Raw genomic sequence first — 16235 nt, forward strand, 5'->3', positions numbered from 1 at the left:
TCGCAGGCTCAACCCATCCTACGAAGAGCGCCTCGGCGCGGTCAGCAAGACAGTTGTCCCAACGGGGACATGCCGTGCAGGGGCAACGGCGTATAACCGCGAACGGTTATACGCCCTACGGTTGGCGTGGGAATGACGGGGTGAGCGTCGTGTTTTCCAACGTCATTCCCGCGAACGCGGGAACCCAATGGACACTTGCCCCTACTGGGCCGTGAAGGTGCTTTTCGTAGGAGCGAGCTTGCTCGCGAACGGTGTTTACCGGCAGCAACTGTGTTCCGGGTTGGCGCCGTCCCCTCTCCCCAACCCTCTCCCTGTGTAAGGGAGAGGGGGCTGTCCGGCGTGAACGGGACGTTCGGCGTCAACCTGTAGGAGCGGGCCCTGCCCGCGATGGCTACAGCTCCGGCGTCCAGGTCAACGCCAGCAGCGCGGTGCGGCCGGCTTCCTTGTAGTGCACGGTCTCGCTGGGGAAGCCCATGGGATCGGTCGGGCGCTGGTAGCTGGCGCGGGCGTAGTCGCGGTCCAGCAGGTTCTGCAGCTTCAGGTCCCAGCGCAGGGTTTCGCTGAACTGCCAGCTGCCGCGCAGGTCGAGCACGCCGTAGCCGCCCAGGCGGTCCTGGTTGGCCGCGTCGGCGTAGCTGTTGCTCAGCGCGCGCCAGGTGCCGCCGACGCCGAAGGCGCCGAACTGGCGGTCCAGGTCCAGGCTCAGGGTGCGCCGGGCGCGGCGCGGCAGGGTGTGGCCGGTGTCGCGGTCGCGCGGGTCGATGATGCTCAGGCCGAGGTTGGCCTGCCAGCCGAGGACCTCGCGGGCCAGGCTGGCCTCGAAGCCGTCGATGCGCGCCTTGGCGATGTTCTGCGGCATGTTGCTGGCGCTGTCCCAGGCGATCAGGTCGTCCACCTCGGTGCGGTACAGCGCGGCCTCCAGATGCGTGCCGGCGAAGTCGCCGCGCCATTGCAGCTCGTAGGTCTTCGAGGTCTCGGCCTTCAGGTCCGGGTTGCTGGCGCCGGGGTAGTAGAGGTCGCTGAAGGTCGGCGCGCGGAAGCCCTCGCCGTAGCTGGCGATCCAGCTCTGGTTGTCACCCACCGGCAGGGTGACGGCGGCGTTCCAGCTGTTCTGCGAACCGTAGCGCTCGTTGTCGTCGTGGCGCAGGCCCAGCTCGGTGGAGAAGGCCTCGCCCTTGAAGCTGTGCTGGGCGAAGAAGGCGTGGTTGGTGCGGCTGTCCTCGGCGAAGGCGGTGCTGCCGTCGACCTTGTCCTCGTACCAGTCCGCGCCCAGGGCGAGCTGGTTGCGCGCGTCCAGCTGCAGGCGGTTGAGCCAGCTGGCGGAGTGCCGGGTGGTTTCCAGGGTGCCGTTGTTCCACACCTCGGCGGCGCCGACGGCCTTGTTGCGGTCGAAGCTGCGGCCCAGCTCCACGCGGCTGTTCCACATCGAGGTCAGTTGGCCTTCGAGGTAGCCGCTGTAGCTGCTGACGCGGAATTCGTCGTGGGGCTCGGCGGGGGCGTAGCTGTAGGCGTCGTCGTATTCGCTGTCGCCGCGCTGGTCGTTGAGGCTGAAGCCGGCCTTCCAGTCGTCGTTCAGGCGGTGGTCCAGGTTCAGGTGCACGGCCTTGTTGCGCTGGCCGTCGTGGTCGCTGTCGGCGCCGACGTTGTCGCGGGTGTAGTCGTAGCCGCGGCTCTCGTCGAGGCTGGCGCCGAGGTCGAAGCGGGTGCGCTCGTCGCCGCCGGCGAGCGAGGCGCTGCGCTGGAAGGTGCCGTTGCTGCCGGCGGCCAGGCGCACTTGCGGGTGCAGGCCGGCTTCGCCGCGGCGGGTGAAGATCTGGATCACCCCGCCGATGGCGTCGGCGCCGTACAGCGCCGAGCGCGGGCCGCGGGTCACTTCCACGCGCTCGATGTTGTCGATGCTCAGGTAGTCCAGGCGGGCGATGCCGCTGCTCGCCGAGGCGATGCGCTGGCCGTCCACCAGCACCAGGGTCTGGCCGGGGTTGGTGCCGCGCAGGAAGTAGCTGGTCAGGCCGCCGGCGTTGCTCAACTGCGCGCCGGGTACGCGCTGCAGCAGCTCGGGCACGCTGCGCGCCTGCAGGCGCTCGATGTCGTCGCGGGTGAAGACGGTGTTGGCCGAGGTGGCCTGGCCGCGGGGTTCGGCCTGGCGCGCCGAGGTGATGACCATCGACGGCAACTGGTAGGCCTGTTCGGCATCGTCGCCGGCGAAGGCCGCCGCGGGCAACACGGCGACGGCCAGGGCAAGACGGGAAAGTTTCATCGCTGGGGTTCCTCAAAAGTGGACTTTCGAGGAGGGCTGGCAAGGGCGGGAGTGGCCGCGCTTGAAGGTGCGGCCCTCCGCAACACCTGTCATGCGTGTCGAGGGCGGTCTCCGGGCTGCCGACTCGCACGCTCCCGGCCTTCCCATGCGTGGCGCACAGTGGCGGGTTGGAGCGCGGCAGGCGCAAGGCCTGCGGTCGGTTACCGTTGCGGGGGCAGCGCAGGTCTTCCACCTGCTTCCCGTTACCTCGAACGAAAACGTGCGCACCTTACGAACAACGCGACGGCCGGGCAAGTCGGGCCGACGCGGAACCTGTCCGTCAGACGCCCCTTTCCTCTGCGGCCCGTCACGTCCATGGCGGCGCCCCGCCTGTGCCCGGAGGCTTTCCGGCGGCTGCGACAAAGTCACTCAGCACGGTGCGAACCGCGGCCGGAAAGCTCCGGCCAGCAGTCGCCAATGCGGCGCCGTGCGGGCGTTCCAGCCGGTTTTTGTAGGAGTTTTCTGGTCTTTCGGGGCGGCGGAAAACTTTGCCGGATTTTGATAGGGCCGCCGTCCGGGCACTTGTTAGCTTCCTAAGCAGTAGAGGAGGGGAGCACGTGTCCAAAGAGCGCATCATCCAGGAATTCGTCCCGGGCAAGCAGGTGACCCTGGCGCACCTGATCGCGCATCCCCAGGAGGAGCTGTCGAGCAAGATCGGCGTTCCCGGGGCCCAGGCCATCGGCATCATGACCCTCACCCCGGGCGAGACCGCGATGATCGCCGGCGACTTCGCCACCAAGGCCGCCGACGTGCGCATCGGCTTCCTCGACCGCTTCAGCGGCGCGCTGGTGTTGCACGGCAGCGTCGGCGCGGTGGAGGAGGCGCTGGCGCAGACCTGCGCCGCCCTCGGCCGGCTGCTGGACTACAGCGTCTGCCCGGTGACCAGGAGCTGACCATGGACGCGCCGCGTTATGCCCTCATCGGTGGCGTCGGAGCCGGCAAGACCACCCTGTTCAACGCCCTGTGCGGCAATCCCGCGGCGGCGCGCAAGACCCAGGCGCTGGACTACGGCCCCTGCGGCGCGCTGGACACCCCCGGGGAGTTCGTCAGCCACCCGCGCCTGTACCGCGCGCTGATCACCAGCACCGACGACGTCGACACCCTGGTCTACGTGCACCCCGCCGATGCGATGGAGTGCCGCCTGCCGCCCGGGCTGCTGGACATCCACGCCGGCAAGCGGCTGATCGGGGTGATCAGCAAGTGCGACCTGCCCGGCGTCGACCTGCCCGCCATCGAGCGCCTGCTGCGCAGCCACGGCATCGACGGCGAGATCGTCCATACCGCCAGCGACGACCCCGCCAGCATCGAGCGCCTGCGCGCGCTGCTGAACGCACGGAATCCGATCGAGGACCTGTTGAGATGAAGAAGCTGATTACCGCCAACGACATCCGTGAAGCCATCGCCGCCGGGCAGAGTTCCCTGGCCGTGGAGCTGCCGCGCTGCATCGTCACCCCGGAGGCGCGCACGGTCGCCGAACAGGCGGGCCTGGCGCTGATCGAGCGGGTGGCCGGCGAGCCGGCGGCGGCAGCGCCCGAGTCGGCCGTAGCCGGGCCGAGCGAGGACGAGCTGGCGCGGATTCGCGCCGAGGTGCTGGCGCGGCTGCCAGCCGAAGTGGACGCGCAACTGGTCGACCAACTGGTGCGCAAGGCCGCGCAACAGGGCGGCGCCTGCGTGGCCCGGGCGGCCTTCGAGGCGCGCACCGGCGCCGGCGGGATCAAGCTGGTGAAGGGCGGCAGCGTGCGCTTCGGCCGCCTGGAAGGCGTGCCGGGCGAATACCAGATCGGCATCACCGACGTGGTCGGCGCCGAGGACGGCAGCAGCATGGGCGCCGGCTTCATGCAGTGGGAGAACGCCTTCTTCCCCTGGACGCTGAACTACGACGAAGTGGACCTGGTGCTGGAGGGCGAGCTGCACATCCGCCAGAACGGCGAGACCCTGGTGGGCCAGCCCGGCGACCTGCTGTTCATTCCCAAGGGCAGCGCCATCGAGTTCGGCACCCCCAGCCGGGTGCGCTTCCTCTACGTGGCCTGGCCGGCCAACTGGCAGGAACAGTGAGGCGGCCATGAGCACTTTCATCACCGAAAGCTGGCTGCGCGAGCGCCACGGCCTGAGCGAAGGCACCGAGCTGCGGCTGCCCGCCGACGCGCGGTTGACCCCCGCCGCCCGCGCGCTGATCGACGAGCGCCACCTGTCGCTGAAGTTCCATGACGAACAGGGCCGCCTGTACCGGGCGACCGAAGAGCCGGACGCGGACGGCGCGCCGTGCCTGCAGGCGGTGCACGGGCTGACCGGCAGCGCCCGGCGCGTCGCCGCGACCTGCCAGCTGTGCGGCTCGGCGCCGGCCGACAAGCCCGCCGGGATGACCCACCTGAACGCCCACGAACTGGTGGCCAAGAACGACCCGCGCCTGCAGTTCCGCGCCCAGCTGGACGCGGCCATCGCCCTGGCGGTGTGGCTGCAGGTGGAACTGCCGGAGCCGGCCGAGCTGGCCGCCTGGCTGGCCGACATCCGTTCGCTGCTCGGCCAGCTGATGCGCGCCGACGTGCTGGACGAGGAGCTGGCCGGGTTCGCCGTCGGCGGGCTCGACCAGGCCGTGCTGCACCGCCTGTCCCACGCGCCGCTGAAGTACCTGGGCCACGACCACCTGGTGCCCGAGTGCGGCCACGGCCGCGCGCCGGCGCTGCTCAACCTGCTGCGGGCCAAGGTCCGCGAGGTGGAAATCTGCGCCGCCCAGGTGTTCATGGCGGCCGGTTTCAAGCTGCGCCGCGCGGACCTGCTGCACGCCCTCAACCGGCTTTCCAGCGCGCTCTACGTGGCCATGCTGCTGAGCCTGCTGCACCGGCGCGGGCAACCCTGGCCGAGCGCCGCGGAACTGAGCCGGCGCGTGCAGGGGGAGGCCCCATGAAACTGTTCGACGACTGCCGCCGGGCCGCCCGGCAGAACCCGCCGCGGGTGGTCTTCCCCGACGCCCTGGACCGCCGCGCCATCGAGGCGGCGCAATACCTCAAGGCCGAGGGCCTGGCCGAGCCGCTGCTGCTGGGCAACCCCTTCGCCCTGCGCGGCTACTGCCTGGAGCGGCACATCCGCCTGGGCGACCTCGGGCTGATCGACCCCGCGCGCTCGCCCTGGCTGCACGGCTTCGCCCAGGACCTGGCCCGGCGCCAGGACAAGCTGAGCCCCGAGCAGGCCCTGGAACAACTGCACGACCCGCTGTGGTTCGGCGCGGCGCTGCTGGCGGCCGGCCAGGTCGACCTGTGCATCGCCGGCAACCTCAGCGCCACCGCCGACGTGCTGCGCGCCGGCCTGCGGGTGGTCGGCCTGGCGTCGGGCAACCGCACGCTGTCCTCGGTGTTCTTCATGCTGCCAGCGGACGGCGGCGCCCCGCTGGCGTTCGCCGATTGCGGCGTGGTGCCCCGGCCGACGGTGGAGCAGCTGGCGGACATCGCCCTGGCCTCGGCGGCCAGCTTCGAGCGGGTGACCGGCGAGCCGGCGCGGGTGGCGATGTTGTCGTTCTCAAGCCACGGCAGCGCCAGGCACGCCGACGCTGAGGCGGTGCGCCAGGCCTGCGAACTGGTGCGCGAGCGCCGGCCGGAGCTGTGCGTCGATGGCGAGATCCAGTTCGACGCCGCCTTCGTCCCCGAGGTGGCCGCGGCGAAGGTGCCCGGCAGCCCGCTGGGCGGGGCGGCCAACGTGTTCGTGTTCCCCAGTCTCGAGGCCGGGAACATCGGCTACAAGATCGCCCAGCGGCTCGGCGGCATGAACGCCATCGGCCCGATGCTGCAGGGCATGAACGCGCCGCTGCACGACCTGTCGCGCGGCTGCACGAGCGAGGAAATGATCCAGACGGTGCTGCTGGCCAACAAGATGGCCGGCGGCGCCGAGGCTGTCGGGCGAGTCGCCTGAGCCGGACGGCGGCCCCCGCCGTCCGGGGGTAACGCGAGTGGCTAGCCACTCCGAAGAGGCCCTGCGAAGGGCGATCGATTGTTCGAGGAGAGTGAGATGGAAGCATTAGGCATGATCGAAACCAAGGGCCTGGTGGCGCTGATCGAGGCCTCCGACGCCATGGTCAAGGCCGCCCGGGTGAAGCTGGTGGGCGTCAAGCAGATCGGCGGTGGCCTGGTCACCGCCATGGTCCGCGGCGACGTCGCGGCCTGCAAGGCAGCCACCGATGCCGGCGCGGCCGCCGCGCAGCGCGTCGGCGAAGTGGTCTCGGTGCAGGTGATCCCGCGTCCGCATTCGGACCTGGAAGAGGTCTTTCCGATCAAGCTGGCGGCGGATCGCCCGGTGGATTGAGCGGCTCGCCGCGACCGTCCGAGCGGTGCCTGCGCTCGCCCTGCGCGTTCCGGGCGCCGCCACTGAGGAACCATGCGTACGCCGCGAGGGACGCGGCCCGACGAGGTAACAGGCGATGAAACTGGCGATTGTCGTGGGGCAGGTGGTGTGCACCGTGAAGCATCCGGGCGTGGGCCTGGACCGGCTGCTGCTGGTCGAGATGCTCGACCGCGCCGGCCGTCCCGACGGTGAATGGCACGTGGCCAGCGACAGCCTCGGCGCCGGCAACGGCGAGTGGGTGATGCTGGCCGGCGGCAGCGCCGCGCGCCAGGCCCTGGCCGAGGTGCGCGCGCCGATCGACCTGTGCGTGGTCGGCATCGTCGACGAAGCGGTGCTCGACGGCAGCCTGCTCTACCGCAAATAGGCCCGCCCCCGGCGGTCATTCACGACAAGCGTCCTCCACCGGCCCGCGCCAGGTGGAGTGGCCCGGCTCATCCCTGAATTCTGTGAGGCACGACGTGGACATCAACCCGAAGGAAATCGAACAGGTGGTCAAGGCGGTGCTCGCCTCGATAGGGGCGACCTCCACGGCCGCTGTCGCGTCGCCGGGCGCGACCTGCGCCCCCGGCGTGTTCGTCGAACTGGACGCCGCCGTGGCCGCCGCCGCGCAGGCGCAGCAGGCATTGCGCTCGGTGGCCATGCGCGACCGGGCCATCGCCGCCATCCGCGCCGCCGGCGAGCGCCACGCCGAGGAGCTGGCGGAGCTTGCGGTGGAGGAAACCGGCATGGGCCGGGTGGCCGACAAGACCGCCAAGAACATCGCCCAGGCCCGCCACACGCCCGGCAGCGAATGCCTGCAGGCGCAGGTGCTCAGCGGCGACCGCGGGCTGACGCTGATCGAGAACGCGGCCTGGGGCGTGATCGCCTCGGTGACGCCCTCGACCAACCCGGCGGCCACCGTGATCAACAACGCCATCAGCATGATCGCCGCCGGCAACAGCGTGGTGTTCGCCCCGCACCCGGCGGCCAAGCGGGTGTCGCAGCGCACCGTCAGCCTGCTCAACGAGGCCATGGTCGAAGCCGGCGCGCCGGCCAACCTGATCACCACCGTGCAGCGCCCGGACATCGAGACCGCCCAGCGGCTGTTCCGCTACCCGGGCATCGGCCTGCTGGTGGTGACCGGCGGCGAGGCGGTGGTGGAGGCCGCGCGCAAACACACCGACAAGCGCCTGATCGCCGCCGGCGCCGGCAACCCGCCGGTGGTGGTGGACGAGACCGCCGACCTGGCCCGCGCCGCGCGCGACATCGTGTTCGGCGCCTCGTTCGACAACAACATCATCTGCGCCGACGAGAAGGTGCTGATCGTGGTCGACAGCGTCGCCGACGCCCTCAAGGCCGAGATGCTCAAGCAGCAGGCCGTGGAGCTGAGCGCCGCCCAGGGCCAGCAACTGCTGCCGTTGCTTTTGCCGAAGGTCGACGAGCAGGGGCGCGGCAGCGTCTCGCGCGACTGGGTCGGCCGCGACGCCGCCAAGATCGCCGCCGCCATCGGCCTGCAGGTGCCGGAACAGACGCGCCTGCTGCTGCTGGAAACTCCGGCCGACCATCCCTTCGCCATCACCGAGATGATGATGCCGGTGCTGCCGATGGTGCGCGTGGCCAACGTCGACCAGGCCATCGCCCTGGCGGTGAAGCTGGAGGGCGGCTGCCACCACACGGCGGCCATGCACTCGCGCAACCTCGACCACCTGGACCGCATGGCCAACGCCATGGACACCAGCATCTTCGTCAAGAACGGGCCGTGCCTGGCCGGCCTGGGCTTCGGCGGCGAGGGCTGGACCACCATGACCATCACCACGCCGACCGGCGAGGGCGTGACCTCGGCGCGCACCTTCGTGCGCCTGCGCCGCTGCGTCATGGTCGACCACCTGCGGATCGTCTGAGGCGGCCATGCAACGCGATCTCGAAAACTGGCTGCTGCCGCGCCTGGAACGCGCCGCCTACTGCCTGGCGCACCCCGTCGCGCAACCGGGCGACCGCGGGCCGCTGAGCCTGGGCATCGACCTGGGCACCAGCGCCGTGGTGTCGGTGGTGCTCGATGCCCAGGCGCTGCCGGTGGCGGTGCGCCTGGACTGGGCCGACGTGGTGCGCGATGGCGTGGTCTGGGACTTCTTCGGCGCGGTGAAGCTGGTGCGCAGCCAGGTGGAGAGCCTGGAGCGGCAGTTGGGCGTGTGCTTCCAGCGCGCCGCGACCTCGTACCCGCCGGGCACCGAGGCGAGCATTTCCACCCATGTGCTGGAGGCCGTCGGCCTGGAAGTCGGCTGCGTGATCGACGAGCCCTCGGCGGTGGCGCGGATGCTGCGCCTGGACCGCGCCGCGGTGGTGGATATCGGTGGCGGCACCACCGGCGTCGCCGTGGTGCACGGCGGCGAGGTGACCTACTCCGCCGACGAACCCACCGGCGGGCATCACGTCAGCCTGGTGCTCGCCGGCCACCTGGACGTGTCGCTGGAGGAAGCCGAGCGGCGCAAGCGCAAGGAGGGCGAGGCCCTGTGGCCGCTGGCGCGCCCGGTGTTCGAAAAGATGGCCGACATCGTCCACACGCACCTGCAAGGCCAGGACGTGGACGCCATCTACCTGTCCGGCGGCTCCTGCACCCTGCCCGGCGTGCAGCCGCTGTTCGCCGCGGCCTTCCCCGCGCAGCGGGTGATCCTGCCCGCGCCGCCGCTGTTCACCACGCCGCTGGCCATCGCCGCCTGCGGCCTGCAAGCCGAGGAGGAACGCTGACATGCACGAGCAGGACGTCGGCCGGGTGATCTATCGCGCCCTGGACATGCTCAATGCCCGCGCGGTGCGCGAATTCCGCGTGCCGCCCAGCACCTACATCGGTCCCGGCGCCACCGTGCGCGCCGGCGAGGCCTGCGCGGCGCTGGGTATCCGCCGGCTGTTCGTGATGGTCGACGGCCGCCTGCACGAGCAGGCGCTGGACCAGGGCCTGCTGCGCTCGCTGGACGACGCCGGGCTGGGCTGCGAATGCCTGGTCTACGCCGGCGGCGAGCCGCACAGCGAAGTGGTGGAGGCCGCCGGCCGGCAACTGCTGGCCGCCGACTGCGACGGCGTGCTGGCCTTCGGCGGCGGCTCGGTGCTGGACGCGGCCAAGGCCACCGCGCTGCTGGCGGCCAACCCGGAACGCCGGGTGAGCGACCTCGGCGACGGCCCGGCGCTGCGCCGGCGCATGCCGCTGATCGCCGTGCCGACCACCGCCGGCACCGGTTCGGAGGCCACCAACGTGGCGGTGATCACCGACAGCCAGCGGCACCTGAAGCAGGTGCTGGTGCACACCGACCTGATTCCCGACCTGGCGATCATCGACGCCTGCCTGACCCTCGGCGTGCCGCCGGCGGTGACCGCCGCCACCGGCATAGACGCGCTGACCCACGCCATCGAAGCCTACGTCGCGCCGAGCGCCACGCCGCTGACCCAGGGCCTGGCCCTGCGCGCCGTGGCGCTGATCGGCGAGGCCCTGCCGCTGGCGGTGGGGCAGGGCGGCAACGTCGGCGCCCGCGAGTCGATGATGCTCGCCTCGTACATGGCCGGCATGGCCTTTTCCAATTCCGGCCTGGGCCTGTGCCACGCCACCGCGCACCCCCTCGGCGCGCGCTACGGCATTCCCCACGGCCAGGCCAACGCGCTGATGCTGCCGGCGGTGATGCGCTTCAACCAACTGGTGTGCAAGCGCGCCTACGCCGACATCGGCCACGCCCTCAGCCGCGAAAGCCTGGATGCCGAACGCAGCATCGCCGCGGTGCAGCGCCTGATCGACGAAGTCGGCGCCGCCGGCCGCGACCTGCGGGCCCACGGCGTGCGCCGCGAGGACTTCGCCGCGCTGGCCGAGGCGGCCCTGCAGGACATCTGCCTGGCCGGCAACCCGCGCAGCGCCTGCGCGCAACAGATCAGCGCGATCTACCAGGACGCCTGGCAGCGCCGAGGCGCCTGCCAGCAAGGAAACAATTCTGTTCAGGAGCAGTTGTCATGAGCATCAACGAAATCATCCTGTACGTGATGATGGTCTTCCTGCTGATCGGAGCGGTGGACCGGGTATTCAGCCAGTTCGGCGGCTCCGAGAAGGTCCTCGGCCATCTCGGCCTGGGCTGGCTCGGGCGCGGCATCGGTGGCTCCGGCGGGCAGTTCGAGGAAGGCTTCATGGCCATGGGCGCGCTGGGCCTGGCCATGGTCGGCATCACCGCCCTGGCGCCGGTGCTGGCCAACCTGCTGGGGCCGCTGGTGATCCCGCTGTACGAGAGCGTCGGGGCGAGCCCGGCGATGTTCGCCGGCACCCTGCTGGCCAACGACATGGGCGCCTTCTCCCTGGCCAAGGAGCTGGCCGGCGGCGACACCGCCGCCTGGCTGTACTCGGGGCTGATCCTCGGCGCCATGATGGGCCCGACCCTGGTGTTCATCATCCCGGTGGCGCTGGGCATCATCGACCCCGCCGACCGCCGCTACCTGGCCCTGGGCACCCTGGCCGGGATCGTCACCGTGCCCCTGGGCTGCATCGCCGGCGGGCTGGTGGCGATGTACTCGGGCATCGAGGTCAACGGCGAGCCGGTGAGCTTCTCGTTGGCGATGATCCTGATCAACATGATCCCGGTGCTGGCGGTCGCGGCGCTGATCGCCCTGGGCCTGAAGTTCTGCCCGGAGAAGATCATCGCCGGCTTCGAGGTGTTCGCCAAACTGCTGGTGGGGCTGATCACCCTCGGCCTGGCCGCCGCGGTGGTGCAGTTCACCGTGGGCTGGACGCTGATCCCGGGGCTGGACCCGATCTTCATGGCCGAGGGCGACGAGCCCGGCGCGGTGATGCGCGCCATGGAGGTGATCGGCTCGATCGCCTGCGTGCTGCTCGGCGCCTACCCCATGGTGCTGCTGCTGACGCGCTGGTTCGGCACCCCGCTGATGAAGGTTGGCGGCCTGCTGGGCATGAACCGGGACGCCGCCGCCGGCATGGTGGCGAGCCTGGCCAACGTGATCCCGATGTTCGGCATGTTCGGCAAGATGGATGCGCGCGGCAAGATCATCAACTGCGCCTTCGCCGTGTCCGCCGGCTTCGCCCTGGGCGACCACCTCGGCTTCACCGCGGCGAACATGTCCGCGATGATCTTCCCGATGCTGGTCGGCAAGCTGTTCGGCGGCATCACCGCGGTGGCCGTGGCCATGCTCATCGCGCCCAAGTCCGAAGCCCAGCCCGAGCCGGTGGCGTTGCCCGACGCCGACCTGCAGCGGGCCGAGTAGGGCGCGGCCATGAGCAGGCGCGAACTGCGCAGCGTCGGCATCGACGTCGGCACCACCACCACCCAGGTGATCTTCTCGCGCCTGGTGCTGGTCAACCGTGCCTCGCTGTCCCAGGTGCCGCACTACGAGTTCGCCGCGCGGGAGGTCACCTACGTCAGCCCGGTGGCCTTCACCCCGATCGACTTCGAGGGCCACCTGCGCGAGGACGAGCTGCTCGCCTTCATCCTCGAACAGTACCGCGCCGCGGGCCTGGAGCCCGCGCAGGTCGAGTCCGGCGCCATCATCATCACCGGCGAGACCTCCAAGGCGCGCAACGCCCGCCCGGCGGTGCTGCGCCTGGCCGAACGGCTGGGCGACTTCGTGGTCGCCAGCGCCGGGCCGCACCTGGAATCGGTCATCGCCGGGCGCGGCGCCGGCGCGGCGGAGCTGTCCGCCGCCTGCGCCGGGCGGGTGCTGAACATCGACATCGGCGGCGGCACCGCCAACTACGTGCTGTTCGAGGCCGGCCGGGTGATCGGCTCGGCCTGCCTGAACGTCGGCGGGCGCCTGGTGGAAACCGACAGCCGCGGCGCGCTGCTGCGCCTGCACGGGCCGGCGCGGGCGATCTGCCGCGAGCTGTTCGGTGGCGAGCCGCAGGCGCTGTCCATCGAGCAGTTGCGCACGATCGCGCGGCGCATGGCGGCGCTGCTCCATGAGGTGATCGACGGCGCGCTTTCGCCGCTGGCCCGGGAACTGCTGATGACCGAGCCGCTGCCGGCGGCGGGCCAGTTGCAGGCGCTGACCCTCTCCGGCGGCGTCGGCGAATGCTTCTACCACGGCGCGGAGCAGGCGCCGTTCCGCTTCGGCGACATCGGCCCGCTGCTGGCCGCGGCGCTGCACGAGGACCCCGGCTTCCAGCGCCTGCCGCTGGCCGAGCCGAAGCAGACCGTGCGCGCCACGGTGATCGGCGCCGGCGCCCACAGCCTGTCGCTGTCCGGCAGCACCATCTGGCTGCGCGAAATGCAGCTGCCGATGCGCAACGTGCCGGTGGTGCCCTGCGCGACCGATTGGGCCGCCGGCCAGGGCGCGGGCCTCGCCGACGGCTGGCGGCAGAACCTGCTGCGCATGGACCTGCGCGCCGACGAAGACCTCTACGCCCTGGCCCTGCCGGCGGACCTGCCGGTGGCCTACCGGGCCATCCAGCGCTGCGTGGAAGAACTCGCCGGCTTCCAGCGCCATGAATCCCAAGCCCATCCGTTGCTGGTGGTGGCCGCCCAGGACCTCGGCAAGGTCCTCGGCATGCTCCTGCAGCCGCGCCTGGCCGGCCGCGCCCTGGCGGTCATCGACGAGGTGGCGACCAGCGATGGCGACTACATCGATATCGGCAGCCCGTTGTTCGACGGCGAGATCCTTCCGGTCACCGTCAAGTCACTGGCTTTCCCTTCCTGAGGTGGTGTGATGAAACTCAAGACCCAGTTGTTCGGCAAGACCTATCAGTTCAAGGACGTCAAGGAGGTCCTGGCCAAGGCCAACGAACCGCGCTCGGGCGACGTGCTCGCCGGCGTGGCGGCGGGCACCGCCCAGGAGCGGGTGGCGGCCAAGCAGGTGCTTTCTGAACTGACGGTGGCCGACGTGCGCATGAACCCGGTGATCCCCTACGAGGAGGACAGCGTCACCCGGCTGATCCAGGACGGCATCAACGAGAGCGCCTACGCGCGCATCGCCCAGTGGCGCATCGGCGAGCTGCGCGAATACATCCTCGCCGACGACACCGGCGCCGACGACATCGCCTTCCTGCGCAAGGGCCTGAGTTCCGAGGTGGTGGCGGCGGTGGCGAAGATCTGCTCCAACGCCGACCTGATCTACGCCGCCAAGCGCATGCCGGTGGTGAAGAAGGCCAACAACACCATGGGCCTGCCCGGGCGCTTCAGCGCGCGGCTGCAGCCCAACGACACCCGCGACGACGTGCAGAGCATCGCCGCGCAGATGTACGAGGGCCTGTCCTACGGCATCGGTGACGCGGTGATCGGCGTCAACCCGGTGACCGACAACGTCGAGAACCTCACCCGCGTGCTGCACACCGTGTACGAGGCCATCGACAAGTTCGCCATCCCCACCCAGGGCTGCGTGCTGGCCCACGTCACCACGCAGATGGAGGCGATCCGCCGCGGCGCGCCGGGCGGGCTGATCTTCCAGAGCATCTGCGGCAGCGAGAAGGGCCTGCGCGAGTTCGGCGTGGAGCTGGAGATGCTCGAGGAGGCGCGCGCGGTGGGCGCCGAGTACAACCGCATCGCCGGGCCCAACTGCCTGTACTTCGAGACCGGCCAGGGCTCGGCGCTGTCCGCCGGCGCCCACTACGGCGCCGACCAGCTGACCATGGAAGCGCGCAACTACGGCCTGGCCCGCCACTTCGACCCCTTCATGGTCAACACCGTGGTCGGCTTCATCGGCCCGGAGTACCTGTACAACGACCGCCAGATCATCCGCGCCGGCCTGGAAGACCACTTCATGGGCAAGCTCAGCGGCATCTCCATGGGCTGCGACTGCTGCTACACCAACCATGCCGACGCCGACCAGAACTCCAACGAGAACCTGATGATCCTGCTCGCCACCGCCGGCTGCAACTTCATCATCGGCATGCCGATGGGCGACGACATCATGCTCAATTACCAGACCAACGCCTTCCACGACACCGCCACCATCCGCCAGCTGCTGGGCCTGCGCCCGGCGCCGGAGTTCGAGCGCTGGCTCGAACGCATGGGCCTGATGAGCGACGGCCGGCTGACCGCCCGCGCCGGCGATCCATCCATTTTCTTCTGAGGGAAGCGACATGCATCAGCAGCAGATCGAGGACATCGTCCGTTCGGTATTGAATGAGCTCCAGGCCCGCCCCGCGCCGGCGGCGCCTGGCGCTGCGGCGGCGGCGCCGAGCGCCGTGGAAGAGGGCCTGTGCGCCTGGGACCTGGGCTCGGAGCAGGCCCGCCAGTGGATCGGCGTCCAGGCCCCGCAGCGCCCCGAGGTGCTGGAGGAATTCCGCAAGGCCACCGCCGCGCGGGTGTGCCTGGGCCGCGCCGGCGTGCGCCCGCGCACCCAGGCGTTGCTGCGCTTCCTCGCCGACCACTCGCGCTCCAAGGACACCGTGCTCAAGGAGGTGCCCGCCGAGTGGGTGGCCCAGCAGGGCCTGCTGGAAGTGCAGTCGGAAATCGACACCAAGGACCAGTACCTGACCCGCCCGGACATGGGCCGCCGCCTCAGCGAAAAGGCGGTGGCGACCCTGCAGGCCGAGTGCCGGAAGAACCCGCAGGTGCAGGTGGTGATCTCCGACGGCCTGTCCACCGACGCGGTGACGGTGAACTTCCAGGAAATCCTCCCGCCCCTGCTGGAGGGCCTGAAGAACGCCGGGCTGGACGTCGGCACGCCGTTCTTCGTGCGCTACGGGCGGGTCAAGGTCGAGGACCAGATCGGCGAACTGCTCGGCGCCCAGGTGGTGATCCTGCTGGTGGGCGAGCGCCCCGGCCTGGGCCAGTCCGAGAGCCTGTCCTGCTATGCGGTGTACAAGCCGACCCTGGCCGGCACCGTGGAGGCCGACCGCACCTGCATCTCCAACATCCACCGCGGCGGCACGCCGCCGGTGGAAGCGGCGGCGGTGATCGTCGACCTGGCCCGGCGGATGCTGGAGAAGCAGGCCTCCGGCATCGCCCTGAACCGCTGAGCCCATTGCTGAGGAGCAACCCGACATGAGCATTCTCGATCCGATCAAACCGAGCGTCACGGCCATGCGCCTGATCGCCTCGTTGCAGGAAGACTTCCGCCGCGAGCTGAAGGTGGGCGAGCACATCCGCAGCCTCGGGCTGATCAGCGTCGACTCCGACGACGTCGCCTACATCGCTGCCGACGAGGCCACCAAGCAGGCCCAGGTGGAAGTGGTCTACGGCCGCTCGCTGTACGCCGGGGCGGCCAACGGGCCTTCGTCCACCGCCGGCGAGGTGCTGATCATGCTCGGCGGCCCCAACCCCGCCGAGGTACGCGCCGGGCTCGACGCCATGAGCGAGGTGATCGAGGCCGGCCCGAGCTTCCGCTGGGCCGACGACGCCCACAGCGTGGCCTTCCTCGCCCACGTGGTGTCGCGCACCGGCAGCTACCTGTCGGCCGGCGCCGGCATCGCCCTGGGCGACCCCATCGCCTACCTGGTGGCGCCGCCGCTGGAAGCCACCTACGGCATCGACGCCGCGCTCAAGGCCGCCGACGTGCAACTGGTGACCTACGTGCCGCCGCCCTCGGAAACCAACTACTCGGCGGCCTTCCTCGCCGGCAGCCAGGCGGCTTGCCGCGCCGCCTGCAACGCCTTCTCCGAGGCGGTGCTGGAGATCGCCCGCAACCCCATCCAGCGGGCCTGAGGAGA

16 protein-coding genes and 1 riboswitch are annotated in these 16235 nt (G+C 70.7%); of the genes, 15 read left to right on the forward strand and 1 reads right to left on the reverse strand.

The features are described from left to right. Window positions 1–391: 391 nt before the first annotated feature. Window positions 392–2257: a TonB-dependent receptor domain-containing protein gene (locus BM060_RS19615; protein WP_074982148.1), complete on the reverse strand. Its 1866-nt coding sequence runs from the start codon at window positions 2255–2257 to the stop codon at window positions 392–394. 86 nt (window positions 2258–2343) lie between these two features. Beyond that, window positions 2344–2543: riboswitch (cobalamin riboswitch) on the reverse strand. Between the two features lie 310 nt (window positions 2544–2853). Between BM060_RS19615 and eutS the strand changes: the two genes are divergently transcribed. From eutS to eutL, 15 genes are all read left to right on the forward strand, one after another. Next, window positions 2854–3189: an ethanolamine utilization microcompartment protein EutS gene (gene eutS / locus BM060_RS19620; RefSeq protein ID WP_009615694.1), complete on the forward strand. Its 336-nt coding sequence runs from the start codon at window positions 2854–2856 to the stop codon at window positions 3187–3189. Window positions 3190–3191: 2 nt separating this feature from the next. Then, on the forward strand, window positions 3192–3659 hold the full coding sequence (locus BM060_RS19625; RefSeq protein ID WP_074982150.1) for a EutP/PduV family microcompartment system protein: 468 nt from the start codon (window positions 3192–3194) through the stop codon (window positions 3657–3659). Beyond that, the gene (eutQ, locus tag BM060_RS19630; RefSeq protein WP_074982153.1) at window positions 3656–4351 is read left to right on the forward strand and encodes an ethanolamine utilization acetate kinase EutQ; all 696 of its coding nucleotides are present in this window, start codon (window positions 3656–3658) and stop codon (window positions 4349–4351) included. The genes BM060_RS19625 and eutQ overlap by 4 nt, the downstream gene beginning before the upstream one ends. Window positions 4352–4358: 7 nt before the next feature. Continuing rightward, window positions 4359–5201, forward strand: a complete 843-nt coding sequence (gene eutT / locus BM060_RS19635) for an ethanolamine utilization cob(I)yrinic acid a,c-diamide adenosyltransferase EutT (protein WP_074982157.1) — start codon at window positions 4359–4361, stop codon at window positions 5199–5201. Further along, window positions 5198–6199 carry a phosphate acetyltransferase gene (locus BM060_RS19640; RefSeq protein WP_074982160.1) on the forward strand — a complete coding sequence of 334 codons (1002 nt, stop codon included), beginning with the start codon at window positions 5198–5200 and terminating at the stop codon, window positions 6197–6199. Before eutT ends, BM060_RS19640 begins: the two co-directional genes overlap by 4 nt. 96 nt (window positions 6200–6295) lie before the next feature. Next, window positions 6296–6589, forward strand: coding sequence for an ethanolamine utilization microcompartment protein EutM (gene eutM / locus BM060_RS19645; RefSeq protein ID WP_009615702.1), 294 nt, complete (start codon window positions 6296–6298; stop codon window positions 6587–6589). Between the two features lie 115 nt (window positions 6590–6704). Beyond that, window positions 6705–6992, forward strand: a complete 288-nt coding sequence (gene eutN / locus BM060_RS19650) for an ethanolamine utilization microcompartment protein EutN (protein WP_074982164.1) — start codon at window positions 6705–6707, stop codon at window positions 6990–6992. Between the two features lie 94 nt (window positions 6993–7086). Next, window positions 7087–8508, forward strand: a complete 1422-nt coding sequence (locus BM060_RS19655) for an aldehyde dehydrogenase family protein (protein WP_210147060.1) — start codon at window positions 7087–7089, stop codon at window positions 8506–8508. A gap of 7 nt (window positions 8509–8515) precedes the next feature. Further along, window positions 8516–9352, forward strand: a complete 837-nt coding sequence (eutJ, locus tag BM060_RS19660) for an ethanolamine utilization protein EutJ (protein WP_074982166.1) — start codon at window positions 8516–8518, stop codon at window positions 9350–9352. A 1-nt stretch (window position 9353) separates the two neighbouring features. Beyond that, entirely contained in the window at window positions 9354–10601 is a 1248-nt protein-coding gene (locus tag BM060_RS19665; protein WP_074982168.1) for an iron-containing alcohol dehydrogenase family protein, read from the forward strand. After that, entirely contained in the window at window positions 10598–11854 is a 1257-nt protein-coding gene (gene eutH / locus BM060_RS19670) for an ethanolamine utilization protein EutH (RefSeq protein ID WP_074982170.1), read from the forward strand. Before BM060_RS19665 ends, eutH begins: the two co-directional genes overlap by 4 nt. Window positions 11855–11863: 9 nt before the next feature. Next, window positions 11864–13282, forward strand: coding sequence for an ethanolamine ammonia-lyase reactivating factor EutA (locus BM060_RS19675; RefSeq protein ID WP_074982172.1), 1419 nt, complete (start codon window positions 11864–11866; stop codon window positions 13280–13282). A 9-nt stretch (window positions 13283–13291) separates the two neighbouring features. Continuing rightward, window positions 13292–14653, forward strand: a complete 1362-nt coding sequence (locus tag BM060_RS19680) for an ethanolamine ammonia-lyase subunit EutB (RefSeq protein ID WP_043273343.1) — start codon at window positions 13292–13294, stop codon at window positions 14651–14653. A 10-nt stretch (window positions 14654–14663) separates the two neighbouring features. Continuing rightward, a complete protein-coding gene (gene eutC, locus BM060_RS19685) occupies window positions 14664–15545 on the forward strand; it encodes an ethanolamine ammonia-lyase subunit EutC (protein WP_074982174.1) in 882 nt (293 codons plus the stop codon). A gap of 25 nt (window positions 15546–15570) precedes the next feature. After that, entirely contained in the window at window positions 15571–16230 is a 660-nt protein-coding gene (gene eutL, locus BM060_RS19690) for an ethanolamine utilization microcompartment protein EutL (protein ID WP_061562765.1), read from the forward strand. Window positions 16231–16235 lie beyond the last annotated feature (5 nt).

It is taken from the genome of Pseudomonas citronellolis (genome assembly GCF_900112375.1).
In the GTDB taxonomy this organism is placed as follows: Bacteria; Pseudomonadota; Gammaproteobacteria; order Pseudomonadales; family Pseudomonadaceae; genus Pseudomonas; species Pseudomonas citronellolis.

Bases quoted from the DNA above. Each gene is read 5' to 3' on its own strand.
- BM060_RS19615 (WP_074982148.1), bottom strand. From the start codon at position 2,257: ATGAAACTTTCCCGTCTTGCCCTGGCCGTCGCCGTGTTGCCCGCGGCG.
- BM060_RS19625 (WP_074982150.1), top strand. From the start codon at position 3,192: ATGGACGCGCCGCGTTATGCCCTCATCGGTGGCGTCGGAGCCGGCAAG.
- eutQ (WP_074982153.1), top strand. From the start codon at position 3,656: ATGAAGAAGCTGATTACCGCCAACGACATCCGTGAAGCCATCGCCGCC.
- eutT (WP_074982157.1), top strand. From the start codon at position 4,359: ATGAGCACTTTCATCACCGAAAGCTGGCTGCGCGAGCGCCACGGCCTG.
- BM060_RS19640 (WP_074982160.1), top strand. From the start codon at position 5,198: ATGAAACTGTTCGACGACTGCCGCCGGGCCGCCCGGCAGAACCCGCCG.
- eutM (WP_009615702.1), top strand. From the start codon at position 6,296: ATGGAAGCATTAGGCATGATCGAAACCAAGGGCCTGGTGGCGCTGATC.
- eutN (WP_074982164.1), top strand. From the start codon at position 6,705: ATGAAACTGGCGATTGTCGTGGGGCAGGTGGTGTGCACCGTGAAGCAT.
- eutJ (WP_074982166.1), top strand. From the start codon at position 8,516: ATGCAACGCGATCTCGAAAACTGGCTGCTGCCGCGCCTGGAACGCGCC.
- BM060_RS19665 (WP_074982168.1), top strand. From the start codon at position 9,354: ATGCACGAGCAGGACGTCGGCCGGGTGATCTATCGCGCCCTGGACATG.
- eutH (WP_074982170.1), top strand. From the start codon at position 10,598: ATGAGCATCAACGAAATCATCCTGTACGTGATGATGGTCTTCCTGCTG.
- BM060_RS19675 (WP_074982172.1), top strand. From the start codon at position 11,864: ATGAGCAGGCGCGAACTGCGCAGCGTCGGCATCGACGTCGGCACCACC.
- BM060_RS19680 (WP_043273343.1), top strand. From the start codon at position 13,292: ATGAAACTCAAGACCCAGTTGTTCGGCAAGACCTATCAGTTCAAGGAC.
- eutC (WP_074982174.1), top strand. From the start codon at position 14,664: ATGCATCAGCAGCAGATCGAGGACATCGTCCGTTCGGTATTGAATGAG.
- eutL (WP_061562765.1), top strand. From the start codon at position 15,571: ATGAGCATTCTCGATCCGATCAAACCGAGCGTCACGGCCATGCGCCTG.